The sequence below is a fragment of the Campylobacterota bacterium genome (genome assembly GCA_020633995.1).
GTDB lineage: Bacteria > Babelota > Babeliae > Babelales > RVW-14 > JACKCO01.
The window spans coordinates 142,483-157,023 of the sequence record JACKCO010000003.1; the positions used below are offsets into that span (position 1 = coordinate 142,483).

Annotated in this window: 15 protein-coding genes and 1 tRNA gene; 13 read left to right on the plus strand and 3 right to left on the minus strand. The window is 40.8% G+C overall.

What is annotated here, in order from left to right; all coding sequences use genetic code 11:
• Window positions 1-62 precede the first annotated feature (62 nt).
• The 12 genes from H6679_00455 (at window position 63) to H6679_00510 (ending at window position 10,929) form a co-directional block, all read left to right on the plus strand.
• Window positions 63-138 (plus strand) — tRNA-Ala (locus H6679_00455).
• A gap of 14 nt (window positions 139-152) precedes the next feature.
• Window positions 153-683 (plus strand): hypothetical protein, encoded by a 531-nt coding sequence (locus H6679_00460; protein MCB9492727.1) that lies wholly within the window; start codon window positions 153-155, stop codon window positions 681-683.
• Window positions 684-787: 104 nt separating this feature from the next.
• The gene (locus H6679_00465) at window positions 788-1,561 is read left to right on the plus strand and encodes a hypothetical protein (GenBank protein ID MCB9492728.1); all 774 of its coding nucleotides are present in this window, start codon (window positions 788-790) and stop codon (window positions 1,559-1,561) included.
• Window positions 1,562-1,565: 4 nt separating this feature from the next.
• Window positions 1,566-3,560: an excinuclease ABC subunit UvrB gene (gene uvrB / locus H6679_00470; protein ID MCB9492729.1), complete on the plus strand. Its 1,995-nt coding sequence runs from the start codon at window positions 1,566-1,568 to the stop codon at window positions 3,558-3,560.
• 419 nt (window positions 3,561-3,979) lie between these two features.
• On the plus strand, window positions 3,980-4,954 hold the full coding sequence (locus H6679_00475; protein ID MCB9492730.1) for a MerR family transcriptional regulator: 975 nt from the start codon (window positions 3,980-3,982) through the stop codon (window positions 4,952-4,954).
• 200 nt (window positions 4,955-5,154) lie between these two features.
• Window positions 5,155-5,733 (plus strand): hypothetical protein, encoded by a 579-nt coding sequence (locus H6679_00480; GenBank protein MCB9492731.1) that lies wholly within the window; start codon window positions 5,155-5,157, stop codon window positions 5,731-5,733.
• Between the two features lie 149 nt (window positions 5,734-5,882).
• Window positions 5,883-6,623, plus strand: a complete 741-nt coding sequence (locus H6679_00485; protein MCB9492732.1) for a hypothetical protein — start codon at window positions 5,883-5,885, stop codon at window positions 6,621-6,623.
• A 7-nt stretch (window positions 6,624-6,630) separates the two neighbouring features.
• Complete coding sequence (locus tag H6679_00490; protein ID MCB9492733.1) at window positions 6,631-6,879, plus strand: hypothetical protein; 249 nt, start codon at window positions 6,631-6,633, stop codon at window positions 6,877-6,879.
• A 5-nt stretch (window positions 6,880-6,884) separates the two neighbouring features.
• Entirely contained in the window at window positions 6,885-7,292 is a 408-nt protein-coding gene (locus H6679_00495) for a type II toxin-antitoxin system death-on-curing family toxin (GenBank protein ID MCB9492734.1), read from the plus strand.
• Window positions 7,293-7,381: 89 nt separating this feature from the next.
• On the plus strand, window positions 7,382-9,757 hold the full coding sequence (gene pheT / locus H6679_00500; GenBank protein ID MCB9492735.1) for a phenylalanine--tRNA ligase subunit beta: 2,376 nt from the start codon (window positions 7,382-7,384) through the stop codon (window positions 9,755-9,757).
• A gap of 15 nt (window positions 9,758-9,772) precedes the next feature.
• A complete protein-coding gene (gene lspA, locus H6679_00505) occupies window positions 9,773-10,264 on the plus strand; it encodes a signal peptidase II (GenBank protein ID MCB9492736.1) in 492 nt (163 codons plus the stop codon).
• Between the two features lie 5 nt (window positions 10,265-10,269).
• Window positions 10,270-10,929 carry a ComF family protein gene (locus H6679_00510; GenBank protein MCB9492737.1) on the plus strand — a complete coding sequence of 220 codons (660 nt, stop codon included), beginning with the start codon at window positions 10,270-10,272 and terminating at the stop codon, window positions 10,927-10,929.
• Here H6679_00510 and H6679_00515 read toward each other — a convergent pair.
• Both H6679_00515 and H6679_00520 read right to left on the minus strand, forming a co-directional pair.
• A complete protein-coding gene (locus H6679_00515) occupies window positions 10,894-11,442 on the minus strand; it encodes a hypothetical protein (protein ID MCB9492738.1) in 549 nt (182 codons plus the stop codon). The two genes, H6679_00510 and H6679_00515, sit on opposite strands and share 36 nt — an antisense overlap.
• A 14-nt stretch (window positions 11,443-11,456) precedes the next feature.
• Window positions 11,457-12,176 (minus strand): hypothetical protein, encoded by a 720-nt coding sequence (locus H6679_00520; protein ID MCB9492739.1) that lies wholly within the window; start codon window positions 12,174-12,176, stop codon window positions 11,457-11,459.
• 157 nt (window positions 12,177-12,333) lie between these two features.
• Here H6679_00520 and H6679_00525 point away from each other — a divergent pair, with 157 nt between their 5' ends.
• The gene (locus tag H6679_00525; protein MCB9492740.1) at window positions 12,334-13,677 is read left to right on the plus strand and encodes a hypothetical protein; all 1,344 of its coding nucleotides are present in this window, start codon (window positions 12,334-12,336) and stop codon (window positions 13,675-13,677) included.
• Here the strand turns inward: H6679_00525 and H6679_00530 are convergent.
• Window positions 13,674-14,366 (minus strand): HAD family phosphatase, encoded by a 693-nt coding sequence (locus tag H6679_00530; GenBank protein MCB9492741.1) that lies wholly within the window; start codon window positions 14,364-14,366, stop codon window positions 13,674-13,676. The genes H6679_00525 and H6679_00530 overlap by 4 nt on opposite strands.
• Between the last annotated feature and the right edge of the window lie 175 nt (window positions 14,367-14,541).

A 14,541-nucleotide genomic window follows, 5' to 3' on the forward strand; every position in this document is an offset into this window, starting at 1 on the left:
ATCAAAGATTGGTGTATACCAAATGGATGAACGTTTTGACAAGAACGTGATTTAGTTGTGAAGGGGCTATAGCTCAGTTGGTAGAGCGCATGAATGGCATTCATGAGGTCACCGGTTCAATTCCGGTTAGCTCCACCAAAAAAGGTGAAGTGGTGTACGCAAAATTATTTCGTGACATTCTTGTTTTTGCTTTTTTAACCGCCATCCTTTGTGTCTGGTTTGCTGTCTTTATTTTCATTCACGGCATCGCCAAAGGAATCCATCTAGGCTTTCTTGCATGGTCATTTTATGTACTTTGTTTTCCTGCAACACACGGACGCCTTGTGTATGGCATGCTCACTCGTTTTAAATATAATCGCACAACCTTGACTGAACCATTCGCCTGGTCCATTGCTGCAATTTTAAACATCGTCACCATTCTCGCTCGCCCCAGTATTTACCACAAAAGTGTTACCAGCAGATTGCTTTTCCACATTCTTTCAGATCCATACCCTCGTTGGTTGATTTTATTTGTTGCTGCCATCGGCACATTTTATCGTATGATTGTTGGCATCGATGAGTACTACAAAAATCATCGAAAACACTTCATTTATCATCAGCTGATCAACATCATAGGCATGGCCGTTACCCTCTACCTTGCCTCTGAGCCACTCATTGTCATTTTTAACTCAACATCAGCCTAAAAAAATCCTAAAATCCAATAAAAATCGCCTTTACTTCTTCTTGTTGTACGGTATACTTCAGTACCTTAAAAAATGTTGCTAATACACATAAAAAATGGGATTTTATGAAAAAAATAAAACACACACTACTGGTGTGCCTTATTGCATCATCTGCCATAGCTACGACATGCCCCCCTATAACCGCAAGAAATCTCGAACAGGTGAGGAGTGAACTTCTATCATTAGCTCACGAGCAAAGCAATCTTGTCCCCAAGGGCATAGCTGTTGCTAATGGCCTATGGCTGCTCAACGGCTATCTTAATGAAACTGAAGCCCAGTACGAATGCACAACTTTATCTGAAGCACTTATAGAAGTATTAGACCACATGCCACATACTGAATTTGAGGAATTGGCAAAAAAAGCAAAAATACAAACAAACGCGGGAGTGGGAAACAGTACCATTATCAACAGCTACTATAGACAACACGCTTTTTCTTTTAATGACAAAAATAAAACTGAACTCTTCACCAAGCTTGGAGAGTTCCTCACAGAAAAAAATGATACAGAGGCTGAGTTTCTTTCTGCCCTGAACCATGGCGCAAAGCTTGCAGAAAGCGAAACCGACAGGGAAACAAAAGAAATCAAAGAACGCTTCTGGTCGCTTCTCATACAAAGCGCCTCTAGTCAGGTTCCAACGCTTCAAAAGAAAAATATTAAAACGTACGCTTGGCTATGCAGGCTAAAACAAAAGCTTAACGCTCGTCGCGACAATACAACTACCCACGGCAAATTAGCCAGACAACTGGACAGCATCCTTAGTTGGGCGCGACATACTCATGTAGTAGAATTAGTCATAAATAGGCCTTTGAAAAACAACGGGAGAATTGCTAAGCTTTGATATTATGTCAAAGTCTAGCATCTTCCATTTAAAAGCTCCTTACAAACCAGCTGGCTCACAGCCACAAGCAATCGAGCAGCTCAATACCGGCAGACCCTGCAAGTCAACCCTTTTGGGGGTCACAGGTTCTGGCAAGACGTTTACACTGGCAAATGTCATTGCTCAGCAAAACAAGCCCGTACTGGTGCTTTCGCCCAATAAAACGTTGGCCGCACAGCTGTATGAAGAGTTCTCACTCTTTTTTCCCGACAACAAAGTTTGTTATTTTGTCTCGTACTATGACTATTATCAACCAGAATCATACCTACCAGCACAAGACATTTACATCCCAAAAGAGACCAAGGTTAATGCCGAAATTGAACGGCTACGCGTAGAAGCAACTGCATCAATTATTAACCGACCAGACACTATTGTTGTCGCGTCAGTCTCTGCTATCTACTCGCTTGGTAACCCGGCTGACTATCGAGAAATGTCTTTTAGTATTAAAGTTGGGCAAAAACTTTCACGCAAAGAATTGATTGATCAACTCATCACTACGCAGTACAAACGCAACGACGTTGACCTGACCGCTGCCGGCAACTTTAAGGTCGTTGGCAGTACCATCACCATCAACGTACCCTACATGCACGACAATTTGCGCATTGAGCTGTTTGGTGAGGAAATCGAGCTGATTGAACTTGTTGACAAGCAAGAGCACAAGGTACTGCGCACACTCAAAGATTTTCTTATTTTTCCTGCAAAGCATTTTATCACACCACAAGACAAGCGAGAGTCTGCTATTGCTCAAATTGAAAATGATCTTGAGCATGAAGTTGCTACAATGACCAACCCGCTCTACAAAGAACGCTTGCAAACTCGTATTAATCATGACGTTGATATGCTCAAGCAAACGGGTTACTGTACAGGCATTGAAAATTATTCACGCTATTTTGACGGGCGAAAACCAGGTGAGGCGCCCTACACACTCTTCGACTTTTTTGATGAAAACTTTTTGCTTATCATTGATGAGTCACACATTACCGTGCCACAGTTTCGTGGCATGTACAACGGAGACCGTGCCCGTAAAAAAGCACTCATTGAATACGGCTTTCGTCTAAACTCAGCCTTTGACAACCGACCGCTCAAGTTTGATGAAATTGAGCGTTTCTTTAACAACGTGATTTTTGTCTCAGCAACACCCGGACCATACGAACTTGAAAAATCAGACCACATTGCCCAACAAATTGTACGGCCAACAGGAATTATTGACCCTCCTATTGAAATTGTTGGACGAGAGGGACAGCTCACACACTTGATGGAACAAATCCAACAAACCAATAAAAAAGGCTGGCGCACCTTGATCACGGTGCTCACCAAAAAAGCGGCTGAGACGCTAGCAAAATATCTAGAGCAACAGAAAATTAAAGTCTGCTATATGCACTCTGAAATTAAAACACCTGAACGAACCAAGTTGCTGTATAAACTACGCACTGGGGTTTTTGATTGTTTGGTTGGTATCAACTTGCTGCGTGAAGGCCTTGATCTACCTGAAGTGGGTTTGGTTGCCATTATGGACGCGGACATTGAAGGCTTTTTACGAGATGAACGCTCACTCATCCAGACTATTGGACGTGCAGCACGTAATACCGAGAGCAAGGTTATTTTGTACGCTGACAAAGTGACAGGCTCTATGAAGGGTGCTCTTGCTGAAGCCAAACGACGACGAGATGCCCAAGCGGCTTACAACAAAGAGCACGGTATCACGCCTAAAAATGTCGCACGTGATGTTAAGCAAAGCATTACACAGCTGCAAGAACGTATTGCCAAAGCATCGGCCGCATCAAAAACACGCCAAATCAGAAAACCTAAAAACGCTGAACAAGCACAAGCGCTTATTCAAGAACTTGAAATTGAAATGCAACAGGCTGCTGAAGAACTTGATTTTGAAAAGGCTATTGCATTGCGTGATAAAATTTTGGGATTGCGTAAAACATTTGGTGATGAACTAAAACAAACGTAACTCTATTTTTCGTGCAGACGTTTGCACGTTGAAACGACGCATTGTTGTTCAAAGTGATTAATAAGACGACTGGCACTCTAAGTTCGTCATTCCCACGAAGGTGGGAATCCAGAACTTGATTTAACCATTATCTGGATCCCCGATCGGCGTCGGGGATGACCCAAGGTGTACAGCATGCCACTTGAGAAAAAAAGCTTATTCTAAAAATAGAATAAACACTACCAACCGCCGTAGAAAACCCGCAAAAACAATAATCTAAAATAAACCACAATTCATAAAACCCACACAAAAATTGCATCTACAAGCACAATTCATTACTTTTGAAGTATTGAATTCACAACAATTTAAAAAAATTACAAAAAACCGCTTGACCCTATAGTTGCTATATACCCTATCCTCAAATACAAGGAGTTTAAACTATGGCCAAATGGTACGTTAAAGACTTAAGTCAGCTGACTGGTGTATCTGTGCAAACACTACACCACTACGATCGTATTGGTTTGCTAAAACCAAGTGTAAGACGACCTAATGGCTATCGTTTGTACTCTGAGGATGATTTATTACGTCTTGAGCAAATTATCGCTTTAAAATTCTTTGGGTTTGAGTTGTCTCAAATCAAAGAGTTTTTGGCTGGCAATGCGGGGACTCTTGAGCATTTCACCGTTCAAGCAAAGCTACTGGAACAAAAAGCAAACAAATTGCTTGAGGCAAGTACTGTGCTTAACAGTGTTATCGCAGATGTCTCTGACGATAAATCTATCCCTTGGGAAAACATTATTACGTTAATTAAAGGATATCGTATGATACAAGAACTTGAGCATTCCTGGGTTAAAGAAATTTTTACCCCAGACGAATTAAAACAGTATGCAACATTTGAGTCTGAAATGGTAAGCAACGCAAGCCCCCAACAAATGGCTGCATTTCAAAAAAACTGGTCCAACCTGGTAAGCGAGATTAATAAAAATCTTGATACTGATCCAAGCTCTGCAACAGGCATTGCCATTGGTAAAAAATGTATGGATCTGATCAACAGCGTGTATGGTAAAAAATATGCCCATCTGCGCACCAAGAAATTCAAGCAAGGTTTTTTACAGGGCAAGGGCCTTGATGAAATAAGCCTGACCCCAAAAGCAGTTGCCTGGCTTGATAAAGCAACAACTGCGTACTGGCAAGACCGCATCTACAAGGTTTTAAGCAAGGTAGGGTCTGGCAGCTCAGATGAAACAATTTACATGCTTTGGAGCAGCCTACTAGATGAACTATGCGGTGAAGATGACCATCATAAAAAGGAAGTTTATGACATCGCAATAGCAGATGCCAAGGTCAGCAAGGCTGCAAAAGAATGGCTCAAAGCATTACGCAAACTCATCACAAGTAGCCGCCATCTTTTATAACACATATTTAATCAAACAACTGTTGCCTCAACTTCGTGTTGGGGCAACACAATCTTAAAGCGGTCTAACTTTCCCTCCATCCATTAAGACTCACGATCTTTGCCTTTTGTCACACTCGACACTACAATGAAATTTATCACTACAATCTTTGTTTTCGTGTTCAAACATTAACTATTTTTTTAGGTAAAAGGAGAACCCGTATGAATTTTTTATGTATTTTTTATGTAACAGCGGTTATGTCTACACTTGCTCTGCAATCACTCCTACCAATGCAAACAGAAAAATATGAAGAATGTACACCGTACAGGACTGAGGTCAGACGCTACTTTACTAATGAAAAACAAGGACAAAGTAGCCAGAGTAACGAAATAAAAATACTCGATTCCAAGGGGTTTTATAAACTTACTTCTCAAAATGACACTGTTTTTTTATACAACTTTAAGGGGGGCAATGAAAAAGAAATACAATCATTTCAAATGCCATACCCTGTATTGCAAGGTGCTGCACTAATTAAGAATGGATCACTGTTAGCAGTTCTAGAAAATAATAATATAATCTCTATATTAGATACACAAACTCAACAAGCAACTAAAACAATAAACTGTTACTGTGAATTCCCTCAACACAAATTTAGAATTGTTTCTTTGTTCAGCGATGACACTTATCTTTTTGTTGTATACGAAATCGCATTCACCGCTTATACGGGTGCTCGCGTAACTGATAAAATTGACCTAGAAAAAGTTCCACTTTCCCAACAAGCAGGCTGTATTATTTCGTAAGCCCTGAAACAAATCAAGAAAATCTACACTCATAACCAGGCGTTTGCATTCCAGATAGCCCAGTGCTACAATTGCCCGACTTATTGCTACAAGTTTTTTTGTTATGTTTTAGAATTAACCAAGTTTTTTATATGCAAGGATTTTTCAACATGAACTTTTCACACATTTTTTTTGCAGTAGCACTACTATCAACGTTGGCTGTGCAGCCACTTTTGTCAATGCAAATGGACACAGAACAGGAAAATAGCCGGGTTAACGAATTTGTTGACCAGGTTTATCAAGGCACCTTTTATAAAATACCAATGTTTAGCACTCTAGCTTCGTCAAGCGAACCTCTCGCGAAGATGCTACAAGAACCAGATAACCAAGAAAAAAGACTACTAAGCTCTACAAGAGATCGTCAGCTTATGCTTTATGCGGAAGGCAACTTTGTTGTTTTGTATCACATGGTAGAACGTCAAAGACATGAGCCAGCAACACTTACAAAGCCCTACTCCATAACCTATGCTCCTACCCTAGAAGAAGACATAGTAAAAACATTTAAAATGCCCTACCCTGTAGCACAAGGCGCTACCTTAAGTCGTGATGGATCTCAACTTGTTGTCTTAGAAGAAAACAACATAATTTCTGTATGGGATACAAACACCTGGAAAGTACTCAAAAAAATAGATTGTTATAGCCAAGAAAAAAATCGCAAAATTTTGAAAATTATGATCAATCCGGTTAACGACGAATTACTAGTTTTTTCCACTAATTACACTTTAACGTTCTATGGAGAAATTGACCTGAGCACTGTCTTTTGTGATAGAATCCTGCTTGACCAGGTTCCAGCATACGTCGAACCAAGCATTGTCGAGCAAAGAAACCTTGATAGGTGCATTATTTCATAAAGAAGAAATGAAACAAAAAACAACAATCAAAAAACTTAATAACAAAAACATCATTGAGATTGATCAAGAACTACTTGACCAGCTGGGTATTGTTATTAATACCCAGCTGGTCATAACAACAGACGGCACAACGATCATGATAGCTCCTGTCAAAGATGACGCTAAAAAAGGTACATCTGAAAAAGAGTTCGAAGTAATCGTTGATGAAGTCACTAAGGCATACGGCCCGGTGTTAAAAAAACTTGCTGATAGCTAGCCAAGATGACACACTTTCTAACGCAACAGCAAGTACTGTACTTGCACAACACTTCATTAATACTGTATGGTGGTAGCTCAGGCATTCGTAGCACAGAGCTGCTGAGCTCAGCACTCGCTCAACCACAAGCACAGTTTGGCAACCAACTACTGCATGCAACAGTCTATGAACAAGCAAGTGCATACCTGTTTCACATCATTAAAAACCACCCGTTTGTTGATGGCAACAAACGCACCGCTTTGTTGTGCTGGCTTGTATTTTTAAAACTTAACGGGCATGCATGCACACTCAATCATGATCAACTATTTGCTTTGGCCATAGGAGCATCAAGTTCGCGAATTGACAAAAAGATGCTTCATGACATTTTGGCTACCAACAATGTGACCACAGCAGCAGCCAAAGAAACCACATAAATCAATTGACTAAATCAGCGCTTTTAGGCAATCTTTGAGAATACGCTTTGATCAATCGTTAGGCATTTTTTTACAGGTAGAAATAGAAAATGAAACTATCACTTGCATGGATTTTTGACCACATTGACGCATCATGGCAGGACATCAAAGTTGACCACCTCGTCAGCCTTTTCAACACTAAGGTTGCAGAGATCGAAGAGTTTTATCACGTCAATTTCGATCTTAGTTCATTTTTTATTGGTACCATCAAACAAAGGAATGGCTCAACGTGGGCGCTGGACATTGCCGAACTTGGCATCCAAGCACAACTGCCAGAGCGCGAAGCTCCAGTCCCTGTAAATGCGGATGAGGCTACCATCGGCTTCATAGTCAAAAAGACTGGTGATAGCTTTGCCTGGGCAACGCTTGCCGATTTCAAAGTAGATAAAGACGGCTTGCTACCAGCCCTTTATGTGCCAACTGATCAACAGGCTGGTGCCTGGCGTAACAAATTTGCATGTGAAGACATTATTATCGATATTGACAACAAGTCAATTACTCACAGGCCTGATATGTGGGGACACCGTGGTTTTGCTCGTGAAATTGCCGCGCTGCTCAACCTCCCGTTTCTGCCTGGGTCAAATTTTTTACAACAGCATCCAGTAAAAACATTTGAAAAAAAATCTACCACAACTGAGCAGATGCCATTTACTATAGAAAATCAAGCACCTGAGTTGTGCTCACGCTTTGCAGGCCTTTATTTCAGCTCAGTACACAATAAACCGTCTGACATTTTTATGGCTAGCAGACTGATGGCCGTTGGTGCACGTCCTATAAATTTGCTTGTTGATTTAACCAACTACCTAACCCATGATTGGTCACAACCAGTGCATGCATATGACGCTGACAAAATTGGAAATAAATCCGTTGTCATCAGACGTGCTAAAAATGAAGAAGAGTTGCTGCTACTTGGTGATGAGAAACTGTCTCTAACCACAGAAGATCTTGTTATTGCAGATGCACAACATGCAATGTGTCTTGCCGGCGTAAAAGGCGGTTTTGACAGCAGCGTATCAGAACAAACAACAAAACTGTTTTTTGAAGCTGCAAACTTTGATGCTGAGTCAACACGCCGCAGTTCACAGCGCAACAAAGTAAGAACAGACTCGTCAGCACGCTTTGAAAAAACGCTTGACTCAATGCAAACAACGCAGGCGATTTCTCGTTTTCTTTCACTAGCAAAACAATTTGGTATGGACGCTACACCAGCAGAACACATGGTTGTTGTTGGCGCAGAACCAAAACCTGTCAGTCTTGATGTCTCGCACGAGTTTTTAGAGCAACGCTCCGGCATTAGCCTCAGCTCAAAAGACGTTGTACAAGTTCTTGAAAAAATTGAATTCGGCGTACAGTCAAGGCAGGAAGATGGCAAAACAGTCTACCACATTGATGTACCATCATTTCGTGCAAGCAAAGACGTTGATATTAAAGAAGATATCTTAGAAGAAGTTGTCAGGTTTTACGGCTTTGACAAAGTGCCGCTGGTAATGCCACGTCTACTTCGTCGTCCTTTTAATCTTGCCCCGATTATGCGTCGCAGAAAGATAAAACAATTTTTAGCACAAGCAGCAGGCATGATTGAACAACAAAATTATACATTCTTTGACGAACAATTTCTGAGCCAACTTGAGCTTACACTCCCACACAGCGTGGAAGTTGCAAATCCAATTTCTGATAATTACGTTCGCCTTGCAAGCAGCATCATACCAGCTCTGCTAAAAAATATTGCAGACAATCATGTCCATCATGACAAGCTTTCATTTTTTGAGTTAAGCAACGTCTGGCTTGGAGCACAAGATAACGCAATTGAGCAACAAACCCTTGCAGGCATATTTTTTGCAAAGCGTTCTGACGTTGATTTTTACGAATGCAAAACAACACTAAACCATTTATTCACACATCTTGATTTTGCAACAGCTAACATACGCTGGAAAAAACCTACTGGCACGTTAGCCCCATGGTTTAGATCAAACCGCAGCGCTGATATTTTTATTGGCGAGCAAAAACTTGGCACAGCAGGCAACATTGACCAACTACTTTTGAAAAAACTTGATATTGGCACGCAAGCGGATGCATTTGTTTTTGAATTAAACGCAGAATTACTCATTAATACCAAGCCCACACAAAAGCGCTACCAACACCTGTCAAAGTTTCAAGATACCTACTTTGACATTTCACTGTTGGCGCCGCTTACACTCACACAAGTCGAACTTGACACAGCGCTCCAAAAAACCGATGCACTTATCACACGTGTTGAACTCATCGACTTTTTCGAAAAAGATGAATGGACCGACGTTCGTTCATTGACCTTTCGCGTATGGCTTGGTCATGATCAAAAAACATTACTCAAACAAGATATTGATACTGTCCATAAAAAAGCCATAGAAACCGTGCAAGCGCTTGGTGCTCAAGCACGAACAGAATAAAAAGGAGCTGTTACTATGAAGCGTCAACACGTCATCTGGTATGTCGGGTTATTTTCACTCGCCTTTGTGTGCGACCGTTTAACAAAGATGTGGGCATTGTACTCACTTGCTGACCAAGCAATTACCATAGGGCCATTTCTTACTTTTGAACTGGAATGGAACAAGGGTGTTTCGTTTGGGCTTTTTTCTCAACTATCATCACATACCGCCTACTACGCACTTATGACGAGTATCGGTCTGTGTTGTCTGTTTTTTATGTACCTTGCTTGTTCAAACTATAAAAAGCAAATTAATGTCCTCTCAGAAGTTTTAGTTCTTGCTGGAGCTTTGTCAAACGTTGTTGATCGGTTTACCTATGGTGCCGTGATCGACTTCATTCAAATTCATGCCGGGACATGGTATTGGCCAACATTTAACGTTGCAGATGCATGCATAGTCGTTGGCATTTTTGGTATATTGCTGCGCGAGCTTGTCCTTGCAGAGCCAGACGAATCACTCTTTGGTTAAACTGCATGTCTTTAATTGCGTCGGCTCTTCAATTTTTGTATCCGCCATATTGCAGGTCATGCCAAAAACTAGTTCCCGCTCATGATGTATTGTGCTCTACATGCATCAACACACTCAAGCCGGTCGTATCTCTACACCTGCCAATCGCAAAAACACAAACACTCCGAATTTTTTCGGTAGGAGCTTACAGCGGTGCACTTCATGATCTTGTTGTTAAAAAATTTAGTCAGGACACACTTGCCAGCAAACAACTCGGTCAATTAATTGTAAGATTCACGCCAGTCAGCACGATGCTGTATGACTACGCTGTTCCAATTCCGCTCCACTGGACACGCTACGCACAACGCGGTTTTAACCAGGCATGTGAAATCGGCGCCGTCGTTGCCCACAACCTAGATATTCCTTTACTACCACTACTGCGCAGAAAAAAGCGTACCCTGTTTCAATCACAGCTTGGCCAAAAACAACGCCAACAAAATGTTGCTGATGCCTTTGCTCCTGCATGGTGGTACAGCAAGAATATTGAAAAATATGTAAGGGGAAAAAACATTCTGCTCGTTGACGACTTGTGCACAACTGGTTCAACACTGGTCAGTGCTGCAAAAGTACTGTACAAAGCACAACCCGCTTCAATTACCGCCGTCGTTGCCGCTCGTGCTATCTAATCGTTCAATATCTGAGATAACTAATTCACTTTGCACATCTTGCAGCTCTATCGTATCATGACTCAAATCGAAAATAACACGACTCGCTTGTACTTGTGAGTTAAGCAATGTGCCTGAAAGATTACCTGTCAGAACACCCTCTTTTTTAATTCGGTCAATGCGGCATAAATCAGCCCGCAACGTACCAACCTCAACATCATCCTTAAAAACCGTTACTTGGACATTATTGCAAACAACAACATCATTATCTTTATCAGCACCGCCACCCGTAAACCCAGCTTGTTGAGCACGCACCAAATAGTGATACTGACTTTTCTCGCTGCCCTCCTGTAAGGTTACATTTTTCATGACAAGCACTTGCTTGTTGTCTGAGGCATCATTATTTTGCTGCTCATCGTCCGGCTGGTCCAACACAGTTTTGCTTTGTGAACTTTTATTGTTTGAAAAAAAATAATAACTTATGCCTCCACCAACCATAAGCAGGCACGTAAGCGCTATACATATTTTCTTCATAAAAACCATCTGTCCTATTTTTGCAACGTCTGCTCTATCAGGCTTTGACATGGGTGAACACCCTTAACGTAAAGTAGTAGATCTGCAAGAAGACGAAATGCATGTTGCTCTCCACCATTACGAGGAACAAGCACATCAGCAAATGCCTGAAAATAAAAGGGAGCATTAGCGGGCATGGCAAGCAAGCCAACCACATTAGCTTCTTTTAATTGCATATCAAGATGGTCATCGCCCCACATAAGGGTTTGTTCTTTTTTTATGCCAAGCTCATTGAGCAGCTCTTTTGTTCCAGCAACCTTATCGGTTACCCCTGTCAACACTAACGACTCATCAATCCCTAATTTTTTTGCTCGAATTAATGCTGAATTATGAGACTTACCACTCATAATCGTAAGTTTTATATCGGCTTTATGCAAGAATTGGAAAATGTATCCATCTTGAATAGAAAAGAAACGGCCATCCTCACCTTGGCTTGAGAGATAGATTTGCCCATCAGTAAGCGCACCATCAACATCTAAAATTATGAGTTTAATATTTTTTAGCTGCTCTACCAGCATAGCGTCCTGAACTCGCTGACCAAACCAGTCCATGTCTTTTGCAGCTTCTGCTGTCATATTTTTATTCTTTTTATTATCAATCATACTCTGCTCTTCTTTAAAATCAGCATACACACAACCGAGAAAGGCCAATAATATCACACAAACAAATAAAGACCGAAAAAAACATCTTAGCATCTGGAAAACTCCTAAAGATATATCCAGCTTGAAATATAATGTTATTTTTTAAAATGATTTAATAAAACAAAGCCTCTATGCTTTGTTTCTGGCAATATAACGTGATAGAATTTATAGTCTAGGAACTTTCTATTTACACCCAAATCTTCACATTATTATGAAAAAAATCGTAACCTATTTCTTACAAGCTATCTTGTTCTTCACGTGCTTTAGCTGCCCGCTGTTTAATGCTCCACAAGGATGTGTAAGTATGAAAACAAATGCACCAACCGTGTGGCTCAATGTTTTTGTTCACGGCACCATTTTGACAGGCCTCGAGCTATTCAACAAAGAACAAATTGAAAAAGATGAGTGCATTCAGGATACGCTCTACCAAAAAGTAACAGCAGCTCGACGCTCTGACAGCCTCTTTTTTGGTAGTCAAACGGCGCTCAAAAAAGGCCTTGTCAAAATAACACCTACCTTTGACATGACACACTCGCACAATAAAAAATATGCCGCATACCCAATCACTAAAATGTATTCTGAGATGCTTAGGATTTCTGGTAACAACGACAAACAAATCTTTTATACCTTTGGCTGGGATGGTCTGCTGAGCCAGCAAAATAGACGGTATGAGGCCATAAAATTATACAACGCCCTAAGCAAAGAGGTAAGCTCATACAAAAACGCCGCAATCAGAATAAGACTTCTTACCCATAGCCATGGTGGAAATGTTGGCTTAAACCTTGCCGCAATCAAACGTACCCTTGAGGGTAGGCTTGATGAAAAAACACACGCTATGCACAAAGATATATCGCAACTTCCACGCTGCGAATACGAGCACGAACTCTATGCCTACAGGCCAACCAACAAAAATTTGTTCATTGATGAATTAATCATGCTTGGCACACCGATACAAGAGGAGACTGAGTGCTTTGCCTATGATAGCATCTTTGGTCATATCTATCACTTCTACTCACGTACAGATATCATACAACGTCTTGATAAACTTTCATCATCACAAAGCAAACAACGCTTTGAAGCAGAACATGAAAATATCACGCAAGTGAAAATGATGTTTCATGCAAGAGGACGCGAAGAAGATAGCGAAGAAGACCATGGCTTGCTTAACCTTGCACAAAAAATTCTTAATAACTTTAATCCATTTAAAAAGCCACCAGCACCTTCGCACGCACAAATGTGGTTCATGCTTTTGCCAGATGAAGAAGATGAATGGAATTTACAAGGTCTCTTTGAGGCTTTACCAATTGTGGTCTTCACACCTCTATTCATCAAACAATTAAAACAATTTCCCGACGCTCGTGATGTTGACATTGATTTTCGCATTAAGCAAAGCCACCTTCTCTTCAACATCTTTGAGCACAACAAGCAAGAGCACATCTGCTTTGGTAGAGCGCTTTACTTTGACGAAGAATTTTCCTACTTACCAGACAAGTTGCGGGACTGGAAAACAGGCTTTCCATTTCCGCAACTTGCAGAACTAGCCAAGCGTATTTAATCTTTGCCTGAAACAATTTTACGTAAAGCATCAAGCGCTTGATCGTAATCATCAATGGCATGATGTACGTGTTCGCGATGTCGCTCATTGTAAGCACTCTTGATGGCAATACATTTGATGCCCGCTTCTTTTGCTGCAGTAAATCCAGCAAGCGAGTCTTCAAAGACTACACAATCTTCTGGCAACGCACCAAGACGATCAGCAGCGTGCAAAAAAAGTGCAGGATCTGGCTTAGGTCTGAAGCCAACATCTGCCACTGAATAAATATTTTTGCCAAAAAATTTATCTAGACGAAGCTTATCAACTAATCGTTTAAGATTTTCTGGCGGGGAATTTGTTGCAATCGCACTTGGCATTTGATGAGTCTGCAATGTTTTATGAAACGCCTTAAACCCATTAACAAATTCTATATACTGATCAAAGCGTTCATTAACCAAGTTTACTTTTTTCTGCGCAAGCTCTTGTCCTGATACTGGTAAATTAAATTTTGCTTTAATTCGCTCTACTGCTGTCTGGAGAGAAATACCCGACATTTCGCGCAAAAAAACTGCGTCATCGGGATCGTTAAAATGAATATCATATTCTGCTAAAACATCAGTCACGGCATTTTGCCAGATATCCTCCGTTTTAATGATGGTACCATCCATGTCGAAAATAATGGCTTTGACTCTTTTTTTGATGTAGATCATTGTACCCCCTTGGTTGATGTATAAAAAATTTCATTGCTTTGCAAAGCAGCCTGCAGAAAAAATAAAAACTTAGACGCCCCACCCACAGTCATGAGTTTAGCCTTTTGAAAAGAGGAATTCATAGACTTTGAGTATATCATAGCAATTTATGTAATTAAACTGGATACTTTTACTA

Excerpts from the sequence above, each read along its gene's own strand:
- H6679_00465 (MCB9492728.1), top strand. The coding sequence starts at position 788 with ATGAAAAAAATAAAACACACACTACTGGTGTGCCTTATTGCATCATCT.
- uvrB (MCB9492729.1), top strand. The coding sequence starts at position 1,566 with ATGTCAAAGTCTAGCATCTTCCATTTAAAAGCTCCTTACAAACCAGCT.
- H6679_00475 (MCB9492730.1), top strand. The coding sequence starts at position 3,980 with ATGGCCAAATGGTACGTTAAAGACTTAAGTCAGCTGACTGGTGTATCT.
- H6679_00480 (MCB9492731.1), top strand. The coding sequence starts at position 5,155 with ATGAATTTTTTATGTATTTTTTATGTAACAGCGGTTATGTCTACACTT.
- H6679_00485 (MCB9492732.1), top strand. The coding sequence starts at position 5,883 with ATGAACTTTTCACACATTTTTTTTGCAGTAGCACTACTATCAACGTTG.
- H6679_00490 (MCB9492733.1), top strand. The coding sequence starts at position 6,631 with ATGAAACAAAAAACAACAATCAAAAAACTTAATAACAAAAACATCATT.
- H6679_00495 (MCB9492734.1), top strand. The coding sequence starts at position 6,885 with ATGACACACTTTCTAACGCAACAGCAAGTACTGTACTTGCACAACACT.
- pheT (MCB9492735.1), top strand. The coding sequence starts at position 7,382 with ATGAAACTATCACTTGCATGGATTTTTGACCACATTGACGCATCATGG.
- lspA (MCB9492736.1), top strand. The coding sequence starts at position 9,773 with ATGAAGCGTCAACACGTCATCTGGTATGTCGGGTTATTTTCACTCGCC.
- H6679_00510 (MCB9492737.1), top strand. The coding sequence starts at position 10,270 with ATGTCTTTAATTGCGTCGGCTCTTCAATTTTTGTATCCGCCATATTGC.
- H6679_00515 (MCB9492738.1), bottom strand. The coding sequence starts at position 11,442 with ATGAAGAAAATATGTATAGCGCTTACGTGCCTGCTTATGGTTGGTGGA.
- H6679_00520 (MCB9492739.1), bottom strand. The coding sequence starts at position 12,176 with ATGCTAAGATGTTTTTTTCGGTCTTTATTTGTTTGTGTGATATTATTG.
- H6679_00525 (MCB9492740.1), top strand. The coding sequence starts at position 12,334 with ATGAAAAAAATCGTAACCTATTTCTTACAAGCTATCTTGTTCTTCACG.
- H6679_00530 (MCB9492741.1), bottom strand. The coding sequence starts at position 14,366 with ATGATCTACATCAAAAAAAGAGTCAAAGCCATTATTTTCGACATGGAT.